Below are 26,894 nucleotides of genomic sequence, written 5' to 3' on the forward strand. Positions count from 1 at the left end.
GTTGTTCTCGCGATGTCATCGGGCAAAACAGTGTCCGGCAATCCACTCGCCGGACAAGCTTTTGGCGAGTGTTCTGTTTAAAACGCGTGTTGGTATAGCCGCAACGCATCATCTGCCGTGAGCGGAACAGGATTGTTATCCAGAAGACGAGTCTGCTGCATGGCATCCTGAGCCAATATCGCCAGCGTTTCAGCAGGTATATCGACATCGCGCAGCTTTTTCGGTGCACCCGATTCAGCAATAATGCGTACCATCGCAGCAATAAATATCGCGGCATCTTTCTCCATATTCCCCGACACCTCCTCGCCAATAACAGCAGCCAGCTCGGCATAGTACGGCGCAGCGACTGGCGCATTAAACTGCAGCACCGGAATCAGCATCAACGCATTCGACAACCCATGTGGAATATGGTGTCGTGCGCCAAGGGGATAAGCCAGCGCATGCACTGCGGCCACTGGGGAATTGGCAAAAGCCTGGCCTGCCAGCATCGCGCCCAGCAGAACATTTTCTCGCGCTTCACGGTTGTTCCCATCACGACAGGCAGTCACCAGATGGCGGCTAATTAAGCGTAATGCTTCCCGCGCCAGCGCATCCGAAATGGGGTTCTTCTTATGTTTACCGGTATAAGCCTCAATGGCATGCACCATCGCGTCGATGCCAGCCGCCGCCGTATGAACCGGAGGAAGTCCAAGCGTCAATTGCGCATCCAGCAGCACCAAATCGCCATATAGCTGTGGTGCGACAATCCCCATTTTGCTGTCATCATTGGTCGTCAAAATCGAAATATTAGTGACTTCTGAGCCCGTCCCTGCCGTGGTAGGGATGTTAATCAGCGGCAGACGCTGCCCGGAAACTTTGCCAATACCGTAAAGCGCCTGCAGATCTTGCTCAGAGTTGATTAACACGGCCACCAGCTTCGCGACATCCAGCGAGGAGCCGCCGCCCAGACCAATGACCATGTCGCAATGGTCATCACGAGCAACCTGTAAGGCTTCCCGGACAAGACGTTCCTGCGGATCGGGTTGGACCCGATCATAGACCGTCACCTGAAACCCTGCCTCTTGCAGGCTATGCAAAACAGGCGGCAGAATCCCTGCTTTGACCAGTCCGGGGTCGGTCACCAACAACACGCGACGCGCGCTAAATCGCGGCTGAATAATCTCCCCTGCTCGTGATGCTCCCGCCCACTCGACGATAATTTCCGGTACAGTTGAAAACGTAAAATCCTTCATGACATTGTTCATTGATGTACTCCTGGTAGTAAAAATGGCCAGCTTTTAACTACGCGGTGTATCGGCATGAGTGAGAAAGCTTTTCACCTCTTTACGCTCAAGCAACGGGTTGATAATCCCAACGCCAATACGTTGAAAATGCTCCGTTTGTCGATGAAGTTCGAGACCCTCAGGGCAACGATAGGTTTCAATAATCACAAAGCGATCGCCGTCTTCCGTGGAACGGAAAAACTCATAGGTGATGTTTTCAGGCTCCTGACGCGAGGCCTGGGCAAGCAGTCTGAGCGCATCATTGACCTTGTCTCCCATTCCCTTACGAGAAAAATAATGTGCAATAACAAAAAGTTGTGAATTCTCCATGGTCGGGCTCCCGGTGTTCTAACGGTGAAGGTCTATATCCCATAACGCGCTATCACTGCTCGAAACGGCTATCGCGCCGTGTAACAGCGCCGTTTGAGCATGTTCCTCGTTACAGACGAAGCCTGATGCCACTATTGGCGGCAACACATTACGGTCAGCCTGTGAGAGTAGCGGCAACATCTGCGCGGGCATCAGTTGCACGTAATCGGGTTCGCTTTGTTCTACGGCTTTCAGGCTGCGTAGCCAGGTAGAACGGTCGGTGACAAAGATTTTCTGCATCGTCACCAGTCCACACTTTTTCGCTCGCTGTACGGTTTGCAAACGCGTCGAGAGCAACCCCATCGCTCCCGTTTCGGCCACATAATCAATGCCGCCCTTATCCTGGGACAGCCCATTGCAGCTGTCGATATTCACGATGACGTACTTCCCCGCCTGCGACAGCAGTTCTATCACCGGATGGAGCTTAATCAGGTCAATATTGGCAATAATGCAGACTTCCGCCTTGCTGGACAGCGCGGTTTTCAATTGCTCAATACCGTAAATCGCCATAATGACGGGCTGGCGTGCCAGGAGCACGCCAAGATTTTTGATCATTACTGACCTGCCTGATGTGAAAGAAGATCGACGCTTAACCCCAGTTTGCCTGGGTTAAGAATGTTTTTCGGATCCAGCGCGTATTTGATATCCGCCAGAACGGAAAGCGATTCGCCTAAAGAAGCCTGCATATAGGGCGAACGCAGGAGACCAACACCATGATGGTGGCTAAGGGAGGTGTTGTGCTTAATTAGCACCGCATTCGCTGCATCCCATGCCGCACGATACCAGGCCGCACGTTGCTCAATCGCCACATCACCGCGCAATGAGAAATAGAGGCATGCGCCGTCGATGTAGGCGTGAGACTGATGCGCCGAACCGGCCAGCGTGCCGGGTACGGCGTTAATAGCGGCCACCACATCATCATACACGTCGCTAAGATCGCGCCAACGTCCCACCATTTCCAGCGTATCCGCCACCAGACCCGGGCTCTTTTTAAAGCCTTCAGCACTTTTTCCGGTCAGATATCGGGTGTCCAGCCAGCGTTCAAAAATAGCCTCGCCATCGAGTTGTTGTCCGCCGCGTTGGCACACACGTTCGCTGATAGCCATTACTGCATCGACAATCTCAGGCTCCCCCTCATCCGCAATCAACAGGACATTGGTCTCTGGCAGACCAAACTGCACGCCGCTTTCCAGGTTATCGTACAAACGCAGTGCCGCCGGATTCGCCCCATGCTGTAAGATTTCGCGACATGCCTCCAGTCCACTGGCGAAGCTGGAAAAACCCCAGGCGATGGCGCGGCCATAATCCGGCAGGCGATGAAGCTTCAAACGCACACGGACAATCACACCCAATGTGCCTTCAGAACCAATAAACATCTGCTGTAGATCAGGCCCCGTTGCGCTACGCGCATAGCCACCCACGGTGATTAAGCGGCCATCGGCAAGGACGACATCCATCCCATAAACCATATCTTCAATTTTGCCGTAGCGGGTCGACAGCTGTCCCGCGCCACGACAGGCCACCCAACCGCCCACGGTACTGATACCAAACGATGACGGCCAGTGGCCCATCGTCATGCCGTACTCTTTTTGGATAGTTTGTTCAAAAATGTCGCCGAACATGCCGGCTTCAACGTCAACAATCTGGCTTTGTGGATCGAAGTCGATAAGTTTGTTGAGTTCGCAAACGTCCAGCACAATGCCTCCCCGCAACGGCAATGCGGCACCAGTGACGTTACTGCGCCCGGCGGAAACCGTGACCGGGATTGCCAACGCATTCGCCAGACGCATCAAATCCTGAATTTGTTCTACCGTAGAGACACGTACAATCGCCCCTTTTGACGTGGCCGGTGCGCCCTGGGTTTCCGCAATCATCGAACCGGCCCACCAGTCGCGGGTCCAGGTAATCACATCAGATTCCGATGTCAGCACCTCATCTGCAATGACCCGCAGTCGATCAAACGTCGCTTCGCTCATCACCACCGGATCAATCTGCATCCCTTTCGCGCCACCGCTGCTTTTGATATCCGTCGCCCATGCCGGGCGCGTGTGTGCACCTACAGTATAATTTCCACGGTTGTAACCGCGTTTAATCGCTTCTTTACTGATCATTCGGATGTCCCCATAAGTGTTGATTTTTCATGTTTAATTGCCGCCTGATAGCTGGCTACCTGCCGGGCCACCTGTTCAGGCTGAAGCTTGAGCTCTTGTTGCAGAATTTCCCCCACGCGTTGCGCAGCATTCGCTGACGCATCACGAGCCATCAGACGGGCACGAATTCGGCGCGATAACACATCATCAATGGTGCTGGCGAGTTCATGGCGCACGGCATACACCACTTCAGCTTCGGTATAGGGAAGCCCTTCCACAATTGGCTTTGCCAGTAAGGGATTGGACTGGATAAGGTCACTGACAAAATGCGCTTCAGTCCCGTAGCGCTCCCCCAGGTGCGCAGACAAACCGCCCGATGCCAGAATCGCCTGCGGGTCATAGCCCGCCGCCCCCAGCAACCAGGCGGTTTTAGTTGAGCAGGCCTTTTTACGACCGAGTATTTTGCTGGCGGCATCGATGGTCTCTTCTGCCATATGACGTGATGTCGTCAGCTTGCCGCCGACAATCGTAATCAGACCATCTGCCGCAACCGTGATTTCATGATTACGTTTCATTTCAACGGTCTTGCCTCCCGCCGTCCCCACCAGAGGGCGGCAACCGGCGATACTACCCACCACGTCTTCCGGGCGGAGATCGGTTTTCAATGCCGAATTCGCACCTTCCAGCAGAAAGTCCAATTCAGCGCGATTGCAGTGAACATCATTGAGATCGCCCTGATAATCCTCATCCGTGGTCCCCAAATAGGAAACGTTGCCCCAACGGGTGATCGTCGCGCGGCGGCTGCGCCCGGCAACCGGGATCGTCACCGTGCAATCATTGCGGATCTTCATCCACGGAATAGCAACATGTACCCCCTTGGCAGGACGGATATTCAGCGGTGATGCGTCACCTTTTTTCAGCCCATTCCAGTCACGCAGCCAGACGCCCGTCGCCATGATGGCAACCCGCGCGTTGACCTGAATTTCTCTGCCATCGGCACAGACGATGGCCCCATTCACTTTGCCGTGCTGGTCGCGCGTGGTTTCGATGACTTCCGCATGGTTGGTCACCACCGCGCCATGAAACGCCGCCGTGCGCACCAATGCCAACGTAAGTCGGGCATCGTCGACACGGGCATCGAAATACATAAAACCACCGGATAGCTGTTCTTCTTTGAGCGTCGGGCAATGCGACAGCACTTCCGCAGGGGTAAGTTTTTGGTGAAGGATGCCTTCTCTCCATCCTCCCGCAAGGTCGTAGGTCCAGAGCAGGCTTTCAAATGCAGCAGACATCCGCTTGTCGAATACGCCATTTTTATCGAGTACCGGGAATAAAAAGGGTAACCGTTGCACCAGATGACGGGCATTCCTCCGCATACGCTGGCGTTCGAGTAAAGAGTGGCGAACCAGCCCCAGATTCCCTTGTTCGATATAGCGCAGACCGCCGTGTACCATTTTCGATGACTTTGATGACGTGCCTGAGGCAAAGTCACTTTTCTCAATCAGCGCCACCCGGTAGCCACGCAGACTGGCATCCAACGCCGCGTAGGCTCCGGTTACGCCACCACCGACAATCAGAATGTCGTAGGTGTCGCTTTCCAGTCGATCCAGTTGTTCAGCGCGCTGAAGACGTAATGGCTCTGCACCGTACATCTCACTACAGGTTTTGTTGGGCTTTCGCGAAGGGAAAAACTTCATGAGTAAGTATGCTCCTGATTAGCTGAGGTGAGGCTGTCGGCGGCTTCCATTTCGAGTGCAATACGCATCGCCCAGCGGTTAATTTTTTGTTCGCGAAGGTCATGACTGATTTTCGGCTCAAATAGCCGCGCGGTTTTTAGCATGGCGCAGGCATCCGACAGCGAGTCCCACAGCAGCCCATCGGCACCAGCCAAAAACGCAACGCCACGTAAGCTTGCCCGCGCCGTTTCGGCCATTCGCCGCACGGGAATACCGCTAAGATCGGCCTGGATTTGCAATAACGTATCGCTATTGGATAACCCTCCCCCGACTACCAACTCTTTTGTGGGGATCCCGGTTGCCGCTTCATTTGCGCGAATACAGGCCGCGACCGAATGCGCAATCCCTTCCAGAATCGCGTAGGCCACCTGCGAGCGCGTGGTCGAGATTGAGATACCGTTCAGGGACGCACGGGCATGAGGCTGGAGATGGGGTACGCGTAGCCCCGTTAGCGCCGGAATAAAACTCACGCCACCCGCGTCGCTAGCCTGCGCGGCCAGTTCGCTGATCTGTTCGGGTGAGTCAAACCAATGCAGCTTTTCGCACACCCAGTTGAGCGCCGAACCGGTAGTGGGGACAAAGGTTTCGACAGAGAAATGCGAAAGCCCTTTTTGGCGGCGCGCCGTCATGGTGAGCGTACTTTCACAGCCCTTTTGCAAGGTTGGTACCGTTGGCCCCATCATTAAATCAACAAAGCTGCCAGTGCCATGCATACAAAAAGCCTGTCCTCGCTCGGTACACCCCAGCCCAATAGCCCCTGCAAACTGATCCCCTGCGCAGGCCAGGATCGGCACGCTTATCCCCAGAATATCTTCATGAGTGGTGCCGAAGTCATCGGCATCATCATGTAATTCAGGCAGCAATGACGCCGGGAAGCCCAGAGTCTGTAGCCATGGCAAATGATAGTGATGCTCTTTGAGGCAATACGCGCCAGCGGAGGTGGCATTTGTCGGTGTGGTGACACTTTTTTTCTCCTGCGCCAAGTGCCAAAGCAACCAGCTATCAACGGTACCAAAGACCAGCGTTCCAGCCTGATACGCCTTCGCCACCGCAGGCGTATTGGCAAGATGGCGCGACGCCCAAAGATAAGGAGAGCGTATCCCAACCGGTCGCCCAATCCGCGGCAGCAGTTTTGCATCCCATTCAGGGGCTAACTGGGCCAGTTCATCCGTGAAACGCGCATCCTGCCATACCATCGCCGGAGTTAATGCCTTACCCGTTTGCGCATCCCACAGCACTGCCGTTGAGCGTTGGGTCGCAATCGCCAGCGCCACAATGCGCATCTTGTTGCATTGCGCGTTAGCTATCGCTTTGCGACAAACCTCAATAGTGGCCTGCAAGACCTCATCAGCATCTTGTTCCACCACACCATGACGCAGACTGCTGACCTGAAGCGGCTGGTATTCCAGGCAGTGAACCTGGCTATTTTGTGCAACAACTGCCGCACGGGTCCCCGATGTACCTTCATCGATAGCCAGAATGACATCTTCGTATTCACTCATTTCGTACTCCTGTTTGATTCTGGGGTCATCGACTCTGGATAAGGTGAATGGGGTGATTCGAACTGCGGCGCACCTGGCTCGTTATCCGGCTGAATAGTGGTGCGAGTGGGGTCCCACGGAATAACAAAACAGATAATGCTCGCAAACAGCGGCACGGCAGACATGATCAGGAAGGTCGTTTGCAGGCCATACAAATCACGGAATACCGGGAAAATAAACAGCCCGAGCGCCGCACCTATTGCCCCGAGCGCACCGACCACGCCGTTCGCGCCAGCCCGCAGTTCACTGCGAAAAGAGAGTGACGACAGGCTTTTCCCGTTTGCACCAGGTCCGCCAGAGTGGCAAAGAATAAACAGAGCAGGGACCAGCAAAGAGGCCCAAAGTGGCATAGTGTCACTGAACAGACCCAGCGTGAGTAGCACGAGGAAGGCCACGGCAAAACCGATCGCCGAGGAGCGGCGCAATCCCAGACGGCGGCCAATCGCGGGAGATAAGAAACCGCCGACGATACCGAAAACGTTAAAAAATAGTGAACATAAGGTTGCGTAAACAAAATTTTTACCAAACATCGCAGCACTAATAACCGGTAAATACCAGCCCACACCGAAATATTGGATTGACTGGCAGATTTGAACGGTCGAAGCCAGAATCGTACGTGGTAAATAGACGCCACGGAATATTAACAGCACATTTCTTGCGCCTTTTTCAGCCTGACCAATAACGGGTTTCTGTTCTGCTTTCGGCGCCAGAATAAACTGTTCACCATATATTTTATTCATGGCAACGATAGCTTCAGGTAATCGGGATTTCCTTGCCAGCCAAACCGGGCTTTCCACTAAATAACGGAACTGGAAAAACAGAACGATGATTCCACATAACGCCGTTACAGCAATGGAATAACGCCAGATGGCATCACCTACGTCCCATGAGTAAAACATCAGCGCTAATACCAAATTTAAACAAACGGCAACATACCAGACACCCTGCCAGGTATTTAGACGGCTTTTGAGTTTCACAGGCGTGAACTCTGCCAGCATGGCCATTGCCACAGCAAAGTCCATCCCGTAAGAGACGCCAACAAAGAAGCGACCCACGATTATCGTGCTAAAACTGGAGGATGACATCACCAACAAAGCACCAATCACCGCCATTATTTTGGCAATGATCAGCGGTGGCACACGACCCCAGCGATCGGCTATCCAGCCGCCAATCGGGTTAAATAATATGGCGACCCAGGATGAAAATGAGGTAAGCAGTGCAACTTCGGTCGCAGTAAGATTTAAATTGCGGGTCATTGGGTTTAATCCAGCACTGAGAGCTGAATTTGAAAAAGCATCAAGAAAAAGGCCGCCTAGTGCCAACCACCAAATAACGCCAGCTCTGCCACTGATTTTTCCCCTGGCATCGATGCAATTAATGACATCATCTACACCGCGGATTTTTATCGGATTTGAGAATGAACATGCGGACATGGCTTTCCCCTTCATAATATTCGGAAGAAGGTCGCCATTAGCTAAAAAAATGCAATAAGAGACCATCTTAATTTCACAGATAGTCTCTTATCTAAAATCTGTATTTTTCCACTCTAGAAGGTAACCCAAAGCGTGTCAAAGCGACTTTTAGTCTCATCGTTGATTCTGTGACATGTAGCCCAAATGTTAATTAATCATTACAAAACGAGGTCGTTATGAGCCATTTTTCTGTTCTCAGCGGGTGGGATACCACTGTGACTGTACGTAGCCGCCTGATTTGCGCTGAACGTTCGCCGTTCTCCCTGTACGACGCTATTGCAATATCCATCCAAAATAGGTGTTGAATACCAAGTTCGCTTTTATCCTAAATTTCACCAATCACAACAAAAACCTTAAAATTCATAAATATACGCCAACACACATTTGATCGTGATTATTTAAAGCACTAATTTTTCGTTATGTTGATCACATTCGCATCAAAAGAATGGTGATCTTAAAATAGGTTTTAAATATTGTGGTCAGGCCGCTAGACCACAATAAGAGGATATATCATGAAAAGAAAAACAATGGGATGGCTTATCGTTTTTCTTCTTTTTATAGTTTACATGCTTAACTATATGGATCGTTCAGCATTGTCGATCACCGCTCCACTCATCGAAAAGGAATTAGGATTCAATGCTGCTGAGATGGGTATGATATTCAGCGCATTCTTTGTTGGTTATGCACTGTTTAACTTTATCGGTGGCTGGGCCAGTGACCGATTTGGTCCCAAAACAGTATTTCTGGTCGCCGCGTTACTCTGGTCAGTATTTTGTGGGATGACCAGTCTGGTTACTGGATTATGGACTATGCTGGCTGTCCGCGTATTATTCGGCATGGCTGAAGGGCCGGTCAGTGCTGCAGGTAATAAAATTATCAATAACTGGATTTCGCGTAAAGAATCTGCCACTGCCATCGGTATTTTCAGCGCTGGCTCGCCGTTGGGTGGCGCAATTTCCGGTCCGGTAGTTGGCCTGCTGGCTCTTTCATTAGGCTGGCGTCCGGCGTTCGGTATTATTTTCCTGTTTGGTTTAGCCTGGGTATTACTTTGGTATTTCATTGCCAGTGATAAACCTTCAAAAAGTAAACACCTCGCCCCGGAAGAACGTGTCGATTTTGAAAACCATGATGACATCATTTTAGCGGATGACGGTAAAGCGATGCCTTCTCTCGGCTACTACATGAAGCAGCCGATGGTGTGGGCAACGACGCTGGCCTTCTTTAGCTATAACTACATACTCTTTTTCTTCCTGACCTGGTTCCCAAGCTATCTGAACCACTCGCTACACCTTGATATTAAAGAAATCAGCATTGCAACGGTGATCCCCTGGGTGATTGGTGCAATCGGCATGGTATTGGGTGGCGTATGCTCTGACTTTATCTATCGGGTAACGGGCAATGCCCTGCTTTCTCGCCGTCTCATTCTCGGTGTTTGCCTGGCTGGAGCGGCAATCTGTGTGGCGGTTTCTGGAACAGTTACCACTATCGGCAGTGCCGTTGGATTGATGTCAGTCTCGTTATTTCTGTTGTATTTAACTGGACCTATTTATTGGGCAGTTATTCAGGATGTCGTACACAAAGATAAAGTGGGTAGCGTCGGTGGCGCCATGCATGGGCTGGCAAATATCTCCGGAATCATTGGCCCTCTGGTCACCGGATTTATTGTTCAGTTCAGCGGTAAATATGATTACGCATTCTATCTGGCTGGTGCTATTGCGATTGTTTCCAGCTGTCTGGTATTCGTATTTGTCAAAAATAAAGGATTAAAAACAAATGAAAGTCAAAGCTGTCTACATCAATAAACCTGGTGAAATTGAAACCCGTTGGGTTGATTACCCAGAAAAGAAAGATAATGAAGTATTAATAAAAGTTGATGCTGCTGGAATATGTGGCTCTGATATAGGTGCATTTCGCGGCACTAATCCCCTGGTGACCTATCCACGTATTATTGGACATGAAGTCACTGGTATTGTTATTAAACAAGGCAATGGCATGCCAGCAAATATTAAGGAAGGTGACCGCGTTATTGTTGATCCTTATATTTACTGTGGTCATTGCTACCCCTGTTCAGTGGGGAGAACAAATTGCTGTGAAAACCTGAAGGTAATTGGCGTACATATTGATGGTGCGATGCAGGAGGTGGTTGCTCACCCCGCGCATTTGATTCACAAAATCCCGGATGACGTCGCCACTGAGATGGCTCCGTTGGCTGAACCACTGACTATCGCACTGCATGCGCTACATCGCGCCAAACTGACGGCCGGGGAGCATATCGCCATTATTGGAGCCGGTGCGATTGGTCTGATGGCAGCATTGAGCGCATTGCGCTACGGTGCGACGCCAATTCTGATCGATATCGTGGACGAACGACTTCAGTACGCAAAATCGCTGGGCGTGCCTTACGTCATCAATCCGTCGAACACCCAGGTTGTTGAGACGATAAAAGATATCACACAGGGGACGATGGCACAGGTTGTCGTCGAAGCATCTGGTGCCAACAGTGCAATTCGCGAAACGCTGGATCTTGCTTCGTTTGCGGGTCGTATTGCTTTCACCGGCTGGCCAAAACAGGAGACATCGTTACCCACTAACCTGATCACGTTTAAAGAGTTGGATCTGCGCGGATCACGTACCAGTGCTGGCGAATTCGAAGAAGCGTTACAGATGCTGGCTACGCTGAACATTAATCCTGCGGATGTCGTCAGCAAGGTGGTGAATATTGATGATGTGCCTGACGCCGTGAAGGAACTCGATCAATACCCGGAACGCTATCTGAAGATCAATGTGACCTTTCATTAATTTTTCCAGGAGATAAAGCGATGGAACAAACCTGGCGTTGGTATGGCCCGAATGATCCCGTGTCGTTGTCCGATGTTCGTCAAGCCGGTGCAACGGGTGTGGTAACTGCGCTGCACCATATTCCAAACGGTGAAGTCTGGTCCGTAGAAGAAATTCTCAAACGCAAAGCGATCGTGGAAAAAGCCGGTCTGGTCTGGTCGGTCGTGGAAAGCGTGCCGATCCATGAAGACATCAAGACCCACACGGGCCAGTACGATCTGTGGATCAAGAATTACCAGCAGACGCTGCGTAATCTCGCCCAATGCGGCATCTTTACCGTGTGCTACAACTTCATGCCGGTTCTGGACTGGACCCGTACCGACCTGGAATATGTGCTACCCGACGGTTCAAAGGCTCTGCGCTTTGACCAGATTGAGTTTGCCGCCTTTGAACTGCATATCCTCAAGCGTCCCGGTGCAGAAGCGGACTACAGCGCGGAGGAAATTGCACAGGCGCACCAGCGTTTTGTGAATATGAGCGAAGAGGACAAAGCTCGGCTGACGCGAAATATCATTGCAGGTCTGCCAGGTGCTGAGGAAGGCTATACGCTGGACCAATTCCGTAGCCACCTTGCAACCTATAAAGATATCGACAAAGCGGCCTTACGGGAAAATTTCGCCTGGTTCCTGAAAGCCATTATTCCGGTAGCGGAAGAAGTGGGTGTACGTATGGCGGTTCATCCGGACGATCCACCGCGCCCAATTCTTGGCCTGCCGCGCATCGTTTCTACTGTAGAAGATATGCAGTGGATGGTGGACACCGTAAACAGTACAGCCAACGGTTTTACGATGTGTACAGGCTCTTACGGCGTACGCGCAGACAACGATCTGGTTGATATGATCAAACAGTTCGGCCCACGGATTTACTTTACGCACCTGCGTTCCACACAACGTGAAGAGAATCCCAAAACCTTCCATGAGGCGGCACATCTCTCCGGGGATGTCGATATGTACAGCGTAGTGAAAGCGATAGTCGAAGAAGAACAGCGACGTAAAGCTGAAGGCAACGCCTCACTTATCCCCATGCGACCAGACCATGGTCATCAAATGCTTGATGATCTGAAAAAGAAAACCAACCCAGGGTATTCCGCTATTGGTCGCCTTAAGGGCCTGGCTGAAGTACGCGGCGTTGAACTGGCTATCCAACGCGCCTTCTTCAATCAGTAACCACATTGCCGCATGGTATCCCTGCCATGCGGTTTTTCACTTTCAGTCAGGACCGGTCTTTGATAGCGCATTATCAAAGAAGATCATCAATGACAGGAGTTTGTCATGGACAAGAATCTCGCCACCGCCCAGATTTCCACCCCACGACCACGCTGGGATCGTTCACGCCTCGTTTCGCGCATCGTACATCTTGGTTGCGGCGCTTTTCACCGCGCTCATCAGGCGCTCTATACACATCATTTGCTGGAAAGCAGTGACAGCGACTGGGGTATCTGTGAGGTCAACCTGATGTCCGGAAACGATGCCACACTGATTCAAAACCTGAAGGCGCAGGATCTGCTGTACACCGTTGCCGAGCGCGGAGCACAAACGACAGAGCTTAAAATCATTGGCGCGATGAAAGAAGCGCTGCATCCTGAATTTGACGGCTGTGAAGCCATTATCCACGCAATGGCACGTCCCGAAACGGCCATCGTTTCGCTGACCATCACCGAAAAAGGATATTGCACAGATGCCGCCAGCGGCGAGCTGGATCTGAATCATCCGTTTATCCAGCACGACATTGCTCACCCACAGTCCCCCAAATCAGCAATGGGTTATATCGTCGAAGCCCTCGCGCTACGCCGTCAGCAGGGATTGAAGGCTTTTACTGTGCTGTCCTGCGATAACGTACGAGAAAATGGCCACGTCGCAAAAACCGCTGTCCTGGGTTTAGCCGCCGAGCGCGATCCGCAGTTGGCTGAGTGGATTGCCGAACAGGCAACGTTCCCATGCACGATGGTAGACCGCATCGTTCCGGCAGCGACAGAAGAGACGTTAGCGCAAATCGCAGAACAGCTGGGGGTAGATGATCCCTGTGCCATTGCCTGTGAGCCGTTCCGTCAGTGGGTGATTGAAGATAACTTTGTCAATGGACGCCCGGACTGGGATCGCGTGGGCGTACAGTTTGTAGCAGATGTGGTGCCATTTGAGATGATGAAGTTACGCATGCTCAACGGCAGCCACTCTTTCCTGGCCTACCTTGGTTATCTGGGCGGTTATGAAACAATTGCCGATACGATGACCAACCCGGCGTATCGCAACGCTGCGCGTGCTTTGATGCTCAATGAACAAGCGCCGACACTGTCGATGCCGGAAGGAACAGACCTTGCGGCTTATGCAGAGCTGCTGATTGCGCGCTTTACTAATCCATCACTGAAGCACCGAACCTGGCAAATTGCGATGGATGGCAGCCAGAAACTACCACAACGCTTGCTGGACCCCATTCGACTCCATCTGAAAAAAGGCGAAGATGCCCGCCATCTGATGTTGGGAGTCGCCGGTTGGATGCGCTACATCAGCGGTGTGGATGAACAAGGTCATCCGATTGAGGTGATAGATCCGCTGTCAGCACAGTATCAGGCTATTTATCAACAGTATCCATCAATAGAAGAACGTGTCCGGGCGCTGTTAGCAATTGACACTATCTTTGGGCGAGACCTTTGCGAGAACACAGACTTTATCGAACGCGTAACCGCTGCCTGTCAGCAATTGCACAGCGTAGGCGCACGTGCAGCGGTAGCCGCTCTGAGCCAATAGCGTGGTGTTATTAAAGACCCACGATCTGTCTGACATAGGCCAGATGTTCCAGCGATTTTTGGTAAGCACCGTCAGCATCAGCCTGGCGGATCGCATCCACAATCGCTTTATGCTGTGTATTCATGCTGGTTAATACATCCCGATTGCCGGAACGTTTGTCCAGTCCGGCATACGGGATGTTAACGCGCTGTTCCCACAGCATTCGCGACATATCAAGCAGTACGCGGTTCTGGCTGGCTTCTGATACTGTTAGATGGAATTGCTTATCGAGGGAATAAAAACCATGCACATTGTTTTCGCTAATGGCCTTTTCCATGCTGAGATGCAGTGCTTCAAGCTGGCTAATTAGATCTTCTTTCCCGGCCTGAGCAGCAAGACGCGCACAATGGCTGTCGACCAACTCACGCGAATAGAGGATTTCTTCAATCGTATAATCACTGGTGGAATGCTTTTTATCAGCAACAATCACACCATTACCTGACTGGATGGTGATCCATCCTGAAATCTCCAGCACAATCAGCGCTTCTCTGAGCGATGCGCGACTTACACCGAGTTGCTTCGCCAGCTCACGTTCGGGTGGTAAGAAGCTTCCCGGCGGAAAAATACCATCATTGATGAGCTTAATGATGAGATTGGCTATCTTTTGATAGAGCCGCTCCTGTTTTACCTCAGGAATAACCATGTGTCTCCCGTTCTCTTATCTGTGCGATTTTTAACTGATTTATCATATCATTCCTGGAGTTAAGAAACGCACGTCAGAGTCAGTTCATGTATCACACATCACTATGATATTTTTTCTTATTATGTGCAGACAGAGTCTTTCACTTATTCAGACACCAAATCCTGTGCACATGCCCAGGCGCTCGACCACGCCCACTGGAAGTTATACCCACCCAACCAGCCGGTGACATCCATCACTTCACCAATAAAGTACAGCCCTGGCACTTTGCGGGCTTCCATCGTGCGCGAAGACAGTTCGTTGGTATCCACGCCTCCCAGCGTGACTTCCGCTGTGCGATACCCTTCGGTACCGTTCGGCTGCACCCGCCATTCGGTCAGCGTTTCGACCAGCAATTGCTGATCGCGCACGTTAAGTTGTTTCAGCGTCACATCCGGGATTTGCCCTAATTGCTGCAGGCATTCCACCAGACGTTTCGGCAACTGCATCGCTAACGTGTTCTTTAAGCTCTGATTTGGATGTGCGCTTCGTTGTTCATCGAGGAAGCTCGCAAGGTCAACATCCGGCAACAAATTAATGCTGACAAATTCGCCGGGCTGCCAAAAACTGGAAATTTGCAAAACGGCCGGGCCTGAAAGCCCACGGTGCGTAAAGAGCAGGTTTTCACGAAATACGGTGCCGTCTTCAGCGGTGATAACGGAAGGAACAGACACGCCTGAGAGTACCTGAAGCTGCTCCAACAGTGGCTTATGCAGCGTGAAAGGCACCAAACCGGCACGGGTCGGCAGAACCTTCAGACCAAACTGTTCGGCAATTTTATAACCAAACGGCGTTGCTCCCAGACCCGGCATGGAAAGCCCACCGGAGGCAATAACCAATTTCTTCGCACCGACCGTCATCCCGTTCAGTTCCAGAATGAAGCCATCATCATCCTGTGCGACGCTCAGGACTTCGCTACGTAAACGCATCGTAACGTTACCTTTTTCGCATTCGGCCACCAGCATATCGACGATTTGTTGGGCCGAATCATCGCAGAACAGCTGGCCGAGCGTTTTTTCATGCCAGGCAATGCCGTGTTTACCCACCAAATCGATAAAGTCCCACTGCGTATAGCGAGCCAGCGCCGATTTGCAAAAATGCGGGTTTTGACTCAAATATGCAGCCGGTTCCACATAAAGATTGGTAAAGTTACAGCGCCCTCCGCCGGACATGAGGATCTTACGTCCAGGCTTTTTACCATTATCAATCAGCAGTACTTGACTGCCTGCTTGCCCTGCCTGCGCGGCACAGAACATACCCGCTGCGCCAGCGCCTATAATAACGGTATCAAACCTTTCCACGTTGCGATCCTCTCTAAAAAGCGGGCGTGAATTGTAAAGATTCCTCAGTGGTCGCACCAGCACCAAACTATCAATAATAGGTATTTACCTGAATTCTATAGGATAATTCTTTAGTGGTGTAAAACAAAGCAGGAGACAAATCAAAAAAACTCTATATTTCACTTTGCCCGCGCCGCCAAAGTCACTGATAATGCGCCGCGTTCATGTCCTCAAAATGGCGTAACGTCCTATGCTACATTTGTTTGCTGGCCTGGATTTACATACCGGGCTTTTATTATTGCTTGCTCTGGCTTTTGTGCTGTTCTACGAAGCAATTAACGGCTTCCACGATACAGCCAATGCTGTCGCAACCGTGATCTATACCCGTGCAATGCGTTCGCAATTGGCGGTGGTCATGGCTGCGTTGTTCAACTTCTTTGGTGTTTTGCTGGGTGGTCTCAGCGTAGCTTATGCCATCGTGCATATGCTACCAACGGATCTGCTGCTCAACATGGGTTCTTCACATGGCCTCGCCATGGTGTTCTCCATGCTACTGGCGGCAATTATCTGGAACCTCGGTACCTGGTACTTTGGTCTGCCTGCATCCAGCTCCCACACGCTGATTGGCGCGATCATTGGTATTGGTTTAACCAATGCGTTGATGAACGGGACTTCAGTGGTGGATGCACTTAACATCCCGAAAGTGCTCAATATTTTCGGTTCGCTGATCATTTCCCCTATTGTCGGTCTGGTGTTCGCTGGCGGTCTGATCTTCTTGCTGCGTCGTTACTGGAACGGCACCAAGAAGCGGGCACGTATTCACCTGACACCAGCAGAGCGTGAAAAGAAAGACGGTAAGAAAAAGCCGCCGTTCTGGACGCGTATCGCGCTGATCCTCTCCGCTATCGGTGTGGCGTTTTCTCATGGCGCTAACGATGGGCAGAAAGGTATTGGTCTGGTAATGCTGGTACTGATTGGCGTAGCGCCTGCAGGCTTCGTGGTGAATATGAATGCTTCTGGTTACGAAATTACGCGTACCCGTGATGCTATCAATAACGTCGAAACCTACTTCCAGCAGCGTCCTGATCTGCTCAAACAGGCGACCGGCGTTGATCAGTTGGTTCCGTCTCCGACGGAAACGGCGACAACAACACCGGCAGAGTTCCATTGTCACCCGGCAAATACCATCAACGCGCTTGAGCGTGCAAAAGGTATGCTGGCGAACCTGGAAACCTACGACAAGTTAAGCGTTGAGCAGCGTAGCCAGCTGCGTCGCATTATGCTGTGCATCTCTGATACCACCGATAAAGTCGTGAAACTGCCTGGCGTAAGCAGCGACGATCAGCGACTGCTGAAGAAACTGAAAACCGACATGCTGAGCACCATTGAGTACGCACCCGTCTGGATTATCATGGCTGTTGCTCTGGCTCTGGGCTGCGGTACGATGATTGGCTGGCGTCGCGTGGCGACCACTATTGGTGAGAAAATCGGTAAGAAAGGCATGACCTATGCTCAGGGGATGTCGGCACAGATGACTGCCGCAGTCTCTATCGGTCTCGCCAGTTACACCGGTATGCCTGTTTCCACCACTCACGTTCTCTCCTCTTCTGTTGCAGGGACGATGGTTGTTGACGGTGGCGGTTTGCAGCGTAAAACGGTAACCAGCATTCTGATGGCCTGGGTCTTCACCCTGCCAGCAGCAATTATCCTTTCCGGGGTCCTGTACTGGCTCTCCCTGAAGTTAATCTAAATGCATGCACAGTAAAAAAGCGGGTCAGGAAACTGACCCGCTTTTTTTATATCTGTCGTAGAAATCAGTGCCAGATAATCAGCGCGACCATACTGATTAACACCAGCCCACATAACGCGCTGGTAAGGATGAACTGACCGCGAACCCGCTCACAGCGGCGAATAAACTCATCGTCATGATGATCACGGTAACGCTGAGCGTAGATATACCACACCAGACGCATCTGCTTGTTAGGTTGCCCATGCGAGGTAAAAAAGCCGCCCCCATCGACATACTGGTAAAGTAATGGATCGCAACCACGAAGTACCACTAACAGTGCGCGTAGCGAAGAAAAATAACGCGCCATATTAACAATGCAAACGACACATAAAGCCCAGAATAACGCAATGGTGCTTATCATATCTCCTCCCCGGCGACCCGCCCACGGAACGCCTTTCCGGGACTACCGCTCCCCGATACCCTGCCAAACCATTCAGTGAAGAGTACAACCGAAACCGCTCGTGTTAGTGTCACGCATCCGAGCGCCTCTCTAAATAGTGTAGGAGATTAGTTAATTTTTTTGCCAGAAGGTTAATCACTATCAATGCAATTAACTAAAAAATTTGTTTAACTACTTGGCAAGCAAGGCGGATTGACGGATTATCCCGGTCGCTATAATGTAAGGATAGTCCTTAAAAGGTACGTTTTTACGACTGGGCTAGCCCCGCGCATAAAGTTCGCAGGACGCGGATGACGCGGCGGCAAATGAACGCCAGCAGGCTAGTCATCGACAACTTATGGAAGGAGTAACACTATGGCTTATAAACACATTCTTATCGCGGTTGATCTTTCTCCAGAAAGCAAAGTTCTGGTTGAAAAAGCGGTCTCTATGGCACGGCCTTACAATGCGAAAGTCTCCCTTATCCACGTTGACGTAAACTATTCCGACCTGTACACCGGGCTAATCGACGTGAATCTGGGCGACATGCAGAAACGCATTTCTGAAGAAACCCACCACGCGTTAACCGAGCTGTCCACCAACGCAGGCTACCCTATCACCGAAACCCTGAGCGGTAGCGGCGACCTGGGTCAGGTTCTGGTTGATGCCATCAAAAAATACGACATGGATCTGGTCGTTTGTGGTCATCACCAGGATTTCTGGAGCAAACTGATGTCCTCCGCGCGTCAACTGATCAACACTGTTCACGTCGACATGTTGATTGTTCCGCTGCGTGACGACGAAGAAGCATAAAACGCTGGCCGTCGGGAGATAACCCGGCGCGCTGCAAGTCGTTAAGCCTGTAAACGCCCGCCTGTGCGGGCGTTTTTGTTTTTATCATTCAGACACAATTAGTACATCAATCCAACAAATAAATCATAATTAGTGTGATCAACTAATTGGATCGAAAACTATCTCTATAATAATCTACCCTTACGGCTAATCGCCGCAGTCTATAACAAAATAAGACTTTTTCGGCGCGTTTAAGCATACGCGTTCATACTTTTCGGGATGGCTTTGAAAGGCGAAGGAATATGAATACTACTGCACCTACGGGCTTGCTGCAGCAACCTCGTCCGTTCTTCATGATCTTCTTTGTGGAATTATGGGAACGATTTGGCTATTACGGCGTTCAGGGCATCCTGGCGGTATTTTTTGTTAAGCAACTCGGATTTTCTCAGGAACAGGCATTTGTCACCTTTGGCGCGTTTGCGGCATTGGTATACGGCCTGATATCCATCGGCGGCTACGTCGGCGACCATCTCTTAGGGACCAAACGCACGCTGGTACTCGGCGCCATTGTGCTGGCGATCGGCTACTTCATGACCGGGATGTCACTACTTAAGCCCGACCTGATTTTTATTGCTTTGGGTACCATTGCCGTCGGTAACGGGCTGTTTAAAGCCAACCCGGCAAGCCTGCTGTCAAAATGCTATCCGCCGAAAGACGCCCGTCTGGACGGTGCTTTCACCCTGTTTTATATGTCGATTAACATCGGTTCGCTGTTGTCACTGTCACTGGCGCCGGTGATTGCCGATAAGTTTGGCTACGCAGTGACCTACAACCTGTGCGGAGCCGGGCTTATCGTTGCACTACTGGTCTACTTTGCCTGTCGTGGCATGGTGAAGAATATCGGTTCAGAGCCGGACCATAAGCCGCTGAATTTCCGTAACCTGCTCTATGTGCTGGCCGGTACGGTTGTGATGGTCTTTATCTGCGCCTGGCTGATGCACAATGTACAGGTTGCCAACCTGGTGCTGATCGTCCTGTCGATTGCCGTAACTATCATCTTCTTCCGCCAGGCATTCAAACTGGATAAAACCGGGCGCAACAAGATGTTCGTGGCCTTTATCCTGATGCTGGAAGCGGTGGTGTTCTACGTGCTGTACGCGCAGATGCCAACTTCGCTGAACTTCTTTGCTATCAATAACGTGCACCATGAAATTCTTGGTTTCGCCATCAACCCGGTAAGCTTCCAGGCGCTGAACCCGTTCTGGGTGGTACTGGCGAGTCCGGTGCTGGCCGCTATCTATACCCGTCTGGGAAACAAAGGCAAAGACCTGACCATGCCGATGAAGTTTACGCTTGGCATGTTCCTGTGCTCACTAGGCTTCCTGACTGCCGCCGCAGCCGGGATGTGGTTTGCCGATGCTCAGGGGCTGACGTCGCCGTGGTTTATCGTGCTGGTGTATCTGTTCCAGAGCCTGGGTGAACTGCTGATTAGCGCCCTGGGGCTGGCTATGGTCGCCGCGCTGGTGCCACAACACCTGATGGGCTTTATTCTTGGGATGTGGTTCCTGACGCAGGCAGCAGCCTTCCTGATGGGGGGTTACGTCGCAACGTTTACCGCAGTACCGGAAAACATTACCGACCCACTCCAGACGCTGCCTATTTATACTAACGTGTTCAGTAAGATAGGCCTGGTGACCCTGGCGGTAACGGTTGTAATGGCGATTATGGTGCCATGGCTGAACCGCATGATTAATACACCGAGCACCGAGCAATAACCTTCAGTGCCGGATGGCGGCTATTACCTTATCCGGCCTACATTCAATATGCCCGATCGCCTTGCGCTATCGGGCATTTTAACTCGCTATCCTTTGCGAGCATCAATCCACTCCTGTACTTCCACCACGAAGGTATCTGGCGCTTTGCGATACATTTTGCGCGCCAAGTCCAGAATCGTATGCTGACCGAGCGCTTCTTCCATCCGCTGCTGGGCCATGTCCATTACCGAACGCACACCACAAATGCCTTCACAGGCCCACTCTGGTGGATGCTCCTCAAATACCGCCAACCGCTGACGAATTTCACGACATTCAAAGATGCGCTTATCACCATCAATAGCATTCACCACATCCAGCACGGTGATGTCTTCCGCGGGTTTGGCCAACTGGAACCCGCCGCCCTTACCCTCGATACTGCGCACCAGACCAGCTTTCGACAGACGGGTGAAGATTTTTGCCAGATAGTCATACGGCACGCTTTGTAGTTCGGCAATTTCCCGCACGCTCATATCCCGCGCGTCGCCTTTGCTATCGACCATACACATCAGGCTATGGATGCCGTACTCAACCCCGGAACTGTAAAATGCCATTTTTTATCTCAGCCAAAATGAATCTGAGTTTATTGTAGCTTTTTCATCTAAGGCATTCCAGATAACAGAGCAACCCCGCATGAACATAAAAATATAAATAGATATTTATCAAACAGATAATAAAACACCCTGGCGTAATACTGAAAAAAGGATCAGGATCGCATTGCAATCCTTAACTACGACAAATAAAATCCGAGTAAATGATTCGTAGTCACCAGTGAGAAAAAACCAATGCATAAACAAATTCTGATCGTGGGCGCCGGCTTTGCCGGTATGTGGGCAGCACTAAGCGCCGCGCGACTGGCGGACAAACACCAGCAGACCATTGATATTACGGTGATTGCGCCACAGCCAGAGCTGCGTGTCCGCCCGCGCTTTTATGAAAGCGCCGTTCATACGCTGGTCGCACCGTTGCAACCGCTGTTTGACGTTACTGGCGTCAACTTCCAGCAAGGTCACGTCGAGCAGATCCTCCCGGACTCTAAAGAGGTGAGCTGGAAAGATGCCAACGGTGACATTCATCTGCGCCGCTACGACCGCCTGGTGCTCGCCAGCGGAAGTCACGTAAACCGCGATATCGTTGCCGGTGCCGCCGAGCACGCGTTTGACCTTGACCAATTGGAAAGCGCGACGGTACTGGAGCAGCATCTGAAAGATCTGGCCGGCCTGCCTGAGAGCGACGCGCGTAACACCGTGGTGGTGTGCGGCGGAGGCTTCACCGGGATTGAGATGGCGCTGGAGCTTCCGGGCCGTCTGCGTGAAATTCTGGGTGAAGATGCTAAGACCAGAATTGTCGTAGTTGAACGCGGCGCTCAGCCAGGCGGACGCTGGAGCCAGGAATTACGTGACGTGATTATCGAAGCCTCTGCTGAACTGGGCGTCGAGTGGCGGGTGAATACGGAAGTGGAGTGCGTAGATGCGTCCGGCGTAACGCTGAAAGATGGGCAGACCATTGCCTCACAGACCGTTATCTGGACGGTTGGCGTACAGGCAAACGGGTTAACGGCGCAAATTGACGCACCGCGCGATCGTCAGGGCCGCCTGCATGTGGACGCAAACCTTCAGGTCATCGGCCATGATAATATCTATGCCACCGGCGATGTGGCTTATGCCGCCACCGATGACAAAGGCAATCATGCGCTGATGACCTGCCAGCACGCCATCTTGCTGGGTAAATTCGCCGGTAACAATGCCGCCGCCAGCTTGCTGAACGTTGCGCCACTGCCGTATCGTCAGGAAAACTACGTCACCTGTCTGGATCTTGGCGCATGGGGCGCGGTGTATAGCGAAGGATGGGATCAGCAGGTGAAACTGACGCGCGCAGAAGCGAAAAAGCTGAAGGTATCTATTGTCAGTGAGTTGATATATCCACCGAAGGCTGACAAGGCCGTGGCGTTTGAGATTGCCGATCCGTTGGCTCCATTCGTGTAGTCGAATCGCCGGATGCGGCTACCGCCTTATCCGGCCTACTAACGGCACCGAACTGTAGGCCTGATAAGCGCAGCGCCATCGGGCACTATAGCTCACCATCTGGCCTATGCCGTTCCCGCATAAATATCAAACCGATGCCCTTTCGTGACTACCGCATTGGGTGTCGCCACATCAGCGAGCGGCGGCGCGTAATCCGGGCGCTTCACCACGACACGTTTAGTCGCCAGCTGACGTGCTGGCACCAACAAACCATCGGCATCTAAGTCTGGCCCCACCAGCGACTGAAACACGCGCATCTCTTTTTTCACCAGCGCGCTTTTCTGCTTATGTGGGAACATCGGGTCGAGGTACACCACCTGCGGGCGCGGCGTGATATCGGTTAACGCCGTCAGGCTTGAGGCGTGAATCAACTGCAAACGCTCCTGCAGCCACGGGCCAATTTCCGGGTCGGCATACCCGCGCGCCAGGCCATCGTCGAGCAGTGCCGCAACCACCGGATTACGTTCCAGCATCCGTACATGGCAGCCCACCGAGGCCAGTACAAACGCATCGCGTCCCAGCCCGGCGGTCGCATCGACCACGTCCGGCAGGTAATCGCCTTTAATGCCGACCGCCTTCGCCACCGCTTCACCGCGGCCACCGCCAAATTTGCGCCGATGGGCCATCGCACCGCCGACAAAATCAACGAAAATGCCGCCGAGTTTCGGCTCATCACGCTTGCGCAGCTCCAGGTGTTCCGGCGTCATTACCAGCGCCATCAGGTTATCTTCATCGTGTTCCAGCCCCCAGCGGGCGGCCAGAACAGATAAGGCGCCGTCTCCGGCGCCTGTTTCATCAATTAAGCAGATTTTCAATTCCGCTTTACCCTAAATAATTCGAGTTGCATCAAGACAACAAGTGAAGGAATCCCTGGGAACGTACAAATAGTACGTGACCAGGGTGAGTGAGCGCAGTTGCCGAAGAGGCAGCTTGAAGTATGACGGGTAAATCAGCCTTTAATCCCGTAATGCTCAAGCATCGCATCAAGCTGTGGTTCACGACCACGGAAGCGTTTGAACAGCGCCATAGGCTCTTCAGAACCGCCACGGGTAAGGATGTTATCGAGGAACGATTGTCCGGTTTCGCGGTTGAAAATTCCCTCTTCTTCAAAGCGAGAGAACGCGTCCGCCGCCAGGACATCAGCCCACAGATAGCTGTAGTAGCCTGCTGCGTAGCCGCCCGCAAAGATATGGCTAAAAGCGTGTGGGAAGCGGCCCCACGCTGGGCCCGGCACCACGGCGACCTGTTTCTTGATTTCCGCCAGCGTGTCGAGGATTTTCGCCCCTTGCTGCGGGTTAAACTCTGCGTGCAGACGGAAGTCAAACAGACCGAACTCCAGTTGACGCAGAATAAACAGCGCCGCCTGGTAGTTTTTCGCCGCCAGCATTTTATCCAGCAGTTCCTTCGGCAGCGGTTCACCGGTCTCAAAGTGACCAGAGATAAACGCCAACGCTTCCGGCTCCCAGCACCAGTTTTCCATAAACTGGCTCGGCAGTTCGACCGCATCCCATGGCACACCGTTAATACCGGAAACGCCCGCGGTTTCGATACGGGTCAGCATATGATGCAGACCGTGGCCGAACTCGTGGAACAGGGTAATCACTTCATCGTGGGTAAACAGCGCAGGTTTGCCGTTCACCGGACGGTTAAAGTTACAGGTCAGGTAGGCGACCGGTTTTTGCAACGTGCCGTCACTTTTACGCATCTGGCCGACGCAGTCATCCATCCACGCCCCGCCGCGTTTATGTTCACGGGCATACAGGTCGAGGTAGAAGCTGCCGCGCAGCTCGTTATTTTCGTCATACAGCTCGAAGAAACGAACTTCCGGATGCCAGACGTCAACATCGGTGCGCTCTTTGGCGGTAATGCCGTAAATACGTTTAACCACTTCAAACAGACCGTTAACGGCTTTGTTTTCCGGGAAATATGGGCGCAGCTGCTCGTCGCTGATGCTGTAGAGGTGCTGTTTTTGTTTCTCGCTGTAGTAAGCGATATCCCACGGCTGCAGCTCATCAACACCAAATTCCGCTTTCGCGAAGGCGCGCAACTGAGCCAGCTCTTTCTCCCCCTGCGGACGGGCACGTTTCGCCAGATCGGTCAGGAAGTCGAGGACCTGCTGCGGGTTCTCCGCCATTTTGGTGGCCAGAGATTTAAAGGCGTAGCTTTCAAAGCCCAGCAGCTGTGCCAGTTCGTGGCGCAGCGCGAGGATCTCTTCCATTATCGGGCTGTTGTCCCATTTGCCCGCATTCGGCCCCTGGTCAGACGCGCGCGTGGAGTAAGCGCGATACATCTCTTCACGCAGTCCCTGGTTGTCACAGTAGGTCATCACCGGCAGGTAGCTTGGGATATCCAGCGTTAACAGATAGCCTTCCTGCTCTTTGGCTTGCGCCTGAGCCTTCGCCGCAGCCAGCGCGCTTTCCGGCATACCAGCCAGCTCGGCTTCATCGGTGACTAACTTCGTCCAGCCCATCGTGGCATCCAGCACGTTATTGCTGTACAAGTTGCCGAGCTCAGACAGGCGGGTGGCGATCTCACCATAGCGCTGCTGTTTTTCCTTCGGCAGACCAATACCAGAAAGCTCAAAATCGCGCAGCGCGTTATCGACCGCTTTTTTCTGCGCGGTGTTCAGGGTGGCGTAATGATCGCCATCACGCAGGTCGCGGTACGCTTTGTACAGGCCTTCATGTTGTCCAACCCAGGTGCTGTATTCAGACAGCAGCGGCAGCGTTTGTTCGTAGGCTTCGCGCAGTTCCGGGCTGTTTTTCACCGAGTTCAGATGGCTGACCGGAGAGAAAATACGCCCCAGTACGTCGTCAACTTCCGCCAGAGGCTGGCAGAGATTTTCCCAGGTATACGGCGCGCCCTGCGCAACCACGCGTTCAACGTTTTCGCGGCAATCGTTCAGCGCCTTAGTGACGGCAGGCACAACGTGCTCAGGCTGAATTTTAGAAAACGGCGGCAGTTCGAAGGGAGTCAGCAATGGATTGGTCATTAGCGCGGTCCTGTTGAAAAGAGTGAATGAAGCGCGTATCCGGCGCTGTGCATATTAATTTGTACAATGGGGTTAAGTGTAGAGGATTTCAATGCTAACCGTGACGGAAAGACGCCCGGTGGTGCTGCGCTTACCGGGCCTACGGGTAATCTGTGCCGATCTGCTGTAAACTGTGGCAAATCGTCATTTCAGCGGAATTTCATTACCCATGCTCAGTTATCGCCACAGTTATCACGCAGGCAACCACGCCGACGTCCTGAAACACACCGTCCAGAGCCTGATCATCGAGTCGCTCAAAGAGAAAGAAAAACCGTTTCTCTATCTGGATACCCATGCTGGCGCTGGCCGTTATCAGCTGAGCAGTGAGCATGCCGAACGTACCGGTGAATATCTGGAAGGGATCGCCCGTATCTGGCAGCAGGACGATTTGCCAGCCGAACTGGAACCCTACATTGGCGTGGTGCAGCACTTCAACCGCAGCGGTCAGTTGCGCTACTACCCTGGCTCTCCGCTGATTGCCCGCCAGTTGTTGCGTGAGCAGGACAGCCTGCAGTTAACTGAACTGCACCCGAGCGACTTTCCTCTGCTGCGCGGCGAATTCCAGAAAGATGAGCGCGCGCGCGTGGCCAAAGCCGATGGTTATCAGCAGTTAAAAGCGAAATTACCGCCGGTTTCCCGTCGCGGGCTGATCCTTATCGATCCACCCTACGAAATCAAAAGCGACTACCAGGCGGTGGTCACCGGTATTAACGAAGGCTACAAGCGTTTCGCGACCGGCACTTATGCGCTGTGGTATCCGGTGGTTCTGCGCCAACAAATCAAGCGCATGATCCACGATCTCGAAGACACCGGCATCCGCAAAATTCTGCAAATTGAACTGGCGGTGCGCCCGGACAGCGATCAGCGCGGTATGACAGCGTCTGGCATGATTGTGATTAACCCGCCGTGGAAGCTTGAGCAGCAGATGAACAACGTTCTGCCGTGGTTGCACAGCAAACTGGTTCCGGCAGGAACCGGTCATACCTCGGTAAGCTGGATCGTGCCGGAGTAATCGCAG

22 protein-coding genes are annotated in these 26,894 nt (G+C 52.3%); 9 read left to right on the forward strand and 13 right to left on the reverse strand.

Going from position 1 to position 26,894, the window contains the following annotated elements; genetic code table 11:
* Positions 1–77: 77 nt before the first annotated feature.
* The 7 genes from FDX24_RS08625 to FDX24_RS08655 are packed head-to-tail and all read right to left on the reverse strand — an operon-like array spanning position 78 to position 8,446.
* Positions 78–1,244, reverse strand: a complete 1,167-nt coding sequence (locus tag FDX24_RS08625) for an iron-containing alcohol dehydrogenase (RefSeq protein WP_061068771.1) — start codon at positions 1,242–1,244, stop codon at positions 78–80.
* Between the two features lie 33 nt (positions 1,245–1,277).
* Complete coding sequence (locus tag FDX24_RS08630; protein WP_048213613.1) at positions 1,278–1,592, reverse strand: putative quinol monooxygenase; 315 nt, start codon at positions 1,590–1,592, stop codon at positions 1,278–1,280.
* Between the two features lie 18 nt (positions 1,593–1,610).
* Positions 1,611–2,186 (reverse strand): glycerol-3-phosphate responsive antiterminator, encoded by a 576-nt coding sequence (locus FDX24_RS08635; RefSeq protein WP_048213614.1) that lies wholly within the window; start codon positions 2,184–2,186, stop codon positions 1,611–1,613.
* Positions 2,186–3,742: an FAD-binding oxidoreductase gene (locus FDX24_RS08640; RefSeq protein WP_137364139.1), complete on the reverse strand. Its 1,557-nt coding sequence runs from the start codon at positions 3,740–3,742 to the stop codon at positions 2,186–2,188. Before FDX24_RS08640 ends, FDX24_RS08635 begins: the two co-directional genes overlap by 1 nt.
* Entirely contained in the window at positions 3,739–5,418 is a 1,680-nt protein-coding gene (locus tag FDX24_RS08645; protein WP_048213616.1) for a glycerol-3-phosphate dehydrogenase/oxidase, read from the reverse strand. The genes FDX24_RS08640 and FDX24_RS08645 overlap by 4 nt, the downstream gene beginning before the upstream one ends.
* Complete coding sequence (locus tag FDX24_RS08650; protein WP_126320135.1) at positions 5,415–6,959, reverse strand: FGGY family carbohydrate kinase; 1,545 nt, start codon at positions 6,957–6,959, stop codon at positions 5,415–5,417. The genes FDX24_RS08645 and FDX24_RS08650 overlap by 4 nt, the downstream gene beginning before the upstream one ends.
* A complete protein-coding gene (locus tag FDX24_RS08655) occupies positions 6,956–8,446 on the reverse strand; it encodes an MFS transporter (protein ID WP_319026330.1) in 1,491 nt (496 codons plus the stop codon). The genes FDX24_RS08650 and FDX24_RS08655 overlap by 4 nt, the downstream gene beginning before the upstream one ends.
* 536 nt (positions 8,447–8,982) lie before the next feature.
* Here FDX24_RS08655 and FDX24_RS08660 point away from each other — a divergent pair.
* The 4 genes from FDX24_RS08660 (at position 8,983) to FDX24_RS08675 (ending at position 14,052) form a co-directional block, all read left to right on the forward strand.
* Entirely contained in the window at positions 8,983–10,272 is a 1,290-nt protein-coding gene (locus FDX24_RS08660) for an MFS transporter (RefSeq protein WP_048213619.1), read from the forward strand.
* Complete coding sequence (locus tag FDX24_RS08665) at positions 10,244–11,269, forward strand: zinc-binding dehydrogenase (protein WP_061066767.1); 1,026 nt, start codon at positions 10,244–10,246, stop codon at positions 11,267–11,269. The genes FDX24_RS08660 and FDX24_RS08665 overlap by 29 nt, the downstream gene beginning before the upstream one ends.
* A gap of 20 nt (positions 11,270–11,289) precedes the next feature.
* On the forward strand, positions 11,290–12,474 hold the full coding sequence (uxuA, locus tag FDX24_RS08670) for a mannonate dehydratase (protein WP_048213621.1): 1,185 nt from the start codon (positions 11,290–11,292) through the stop codon (positions 12,472–12,474).
* A 105-nt stretch (positions 12,475–12,579) separates the two neighbouring features.
* Positions 12,580–14,052 (forward strand): fructuronate reductase, encoded by a 1,473-nt coding sequence (locus FDX24_RS08675; protein ID WP_137364140.1) that lies wholly within the window; start codon positions 12,580–12,582, stop codon positions 14,050–14,052.
* A gap of 10 nt (positions 14,053–14,062) precedes the next feature.
* Here FDX24_RS08675 and FDX24_RS08680 read toward each other — a convergent pair whose 3' ends face one another.
* Together FDX24_RS08680 and FDX24_RS08685 are read right to left on the reverse strand one after the other, a co-directional pair.
* Entirely contained in the window at positions 14,063–14,734 is a 672-nt protein-coding gene (locus FDX24_RS08680; RefSeq protein ID WP_048213623.1) for a FadR/GntR family transcriptional regulator, read from the reverse strand.
* 143 nt (positions 14,735–14,877) lie between these two features.
* Positions 14,878–16,071 carry an NAD(P)/FAD-dependent oxidoreductase gene (locus tag FDX24_RS08685; protein ID WP_061066770.1) on the reverse strand — a complete coding sequence of 398 codons (1,194 nt, stop codon included), beginning with the start codon at positions 16,069–16,071 and terminating at the stop codon, positions 14,878–14,880.
* Positions 16,072–16,300: 229 nt separating this feature from the next.
* On the opposite strand from FDX24_RS08685, the gene pitA reads away from it, so the two are divergent.
* Complete coding sequence (gene pitA / locus FDX24_RS08690; protein ID WP_048213627.1) at positions 16,301–17,800, forward strand: inorganic phosphate transporter PitA; 1,500 nt, start codon at positions 16,301–16,303, stop codon at positions 17,798–17,800.
* Between the two features lie 64 nt (positions 17,801–17,864).
* Here the strand turns inward: pitA and uspB are convergent, their stop codons facing one another.
* Positions 17,865–18,200 (reverse strand): universal stress protein UspB, encoded by a 336-nt coding sequence (gene uspB / locus FDX24_RS08695; RefSeq protein WP_003023371.1) that lies wholly within the window; start codon positions 18,198–18,200, stop codon positions 17,865–17,867.
* A gap of 393 nt (positions 18,201–18,593) precedes the next feature.
* Here uspB and uspA point away from each other — a divergent pair, with 393 nt between their 5' ends.
* Together uspA and dtpB are read left to right on the forward strand one after the other, a co-directional pair.
* On the forward strand, positions 18,594–19,031 hold the full coding sequence (uspA, locus tag FDX24_RS08700; protein WP_003023368.1) for a universal stress protein UspA: 438 nt from the start codon (positions 18,594–18,596) through the stop codon (positions 19,029–19,031).
* Positions 19,032–19,312: 281 nt separating this feature from the next.
* A complete protein-coding gene (gene dtpB / locus FDX24_RS08705) occupies positions 19,313–20,785 on the forward strand; it encodes a dipeptide/tripeptide permease DtpB (protein ID WP_048213628.1) in 1,473 nt (490 codons plus the stop codon).
* An 86-nt stretch (positions 20,786–20,871) separates the two neighbouring features.
* On the opposite strand, the gene FDX24_RS08710 is transcribed toward dtpB, so the two are convergent.
* The gene (locus FDX24_RS08710; protein WP_137364141.1) at positions 20,872–21,375 is read right to left on the reverse strand and encodes an Rrf2 family transcriptional regulator; all 504 of its coding nucleotides are present in this window, start codon (positions 21,373–21,375) and stop codon (positions 20,872–20,874) included.
* A 231-nt stretch (positions 21,376–21,606) separates the two neighbouring features.
* Between FDX24_RS08710 and FDX24_RS08715 the strand changes: the two genes are divergently transcribed.
* Entirely contained in the window at positions 21,607–22,806 is a 1,200-nt protein-coding gene (locus tag FDX24_RS08715) for an NAD(P)/FAD-dependent oxidoreductase (RefSeq protein ID WP_137364142.1), read from the forward strand.
* A gap of 104 nt (positions 22,807–22,910) precedes the next feature.
* Here the strand turns inward: FDX24_RS08715 and rsmJ are convergent, their stop codons facing one another.
* On the reverse strand, positions 22,911–23,660 hold the full coding sequence (gene rsmJ / locus FDX24_RS08720) for a 16S rRNA (guanine(1516)-N(2))-methyltransferase RsmJ (protein WP_137364143.1): 750 nt from the start codon (positions 23,658–23,660) through the stop codon (positions 22,911–22,913).
* A 134-nt stretch (positions 23,661–23,794) separates the two neighbouring features.
* Complete coding sequence (gene prlC, locus FDX24_RS08725; protein ID WP_137364144.1) at positions 23,795–25,837, reverse strand: oligopeptidase A; 2,043 nt, start codon at positions 25,835–25,837, stop codon at positions 23,795–23,797.
* Between the two features lie 208 nt (positions 25,838–26,045).
* On the opposite strand from prlC, the gene FDX24_RS08730 reads away from it, so the two are divergent.
* Positions 26,046–26,888 carry a 23S rRNA (adenine(2030)-N(6))-methyltransferase RlmJ gene (locus FDX24_RS08730; RefSeq protein ID WP_003023347.1) on the forward strand — a complete coding sequence of 281 codons (843 nt, stop codon included), beginning with the start codon at positions 26,046–26,048 and terminating at the stop codon, positions 26,886–26,888.
* Positions 26,889–26,894 lie beyond the last annotated feature (6 nt).

Source organism: Citrobacter sp. wls716, assembly GCF_005280975.1.
In the GTDB taxonomy this organism is placed as follows: Bacteria; Pseudomonadota; Gammaproteobacteria; order Enterobacterales; family Enterobacteriaceae; genus Citrobacter; species Citrobacter youngae.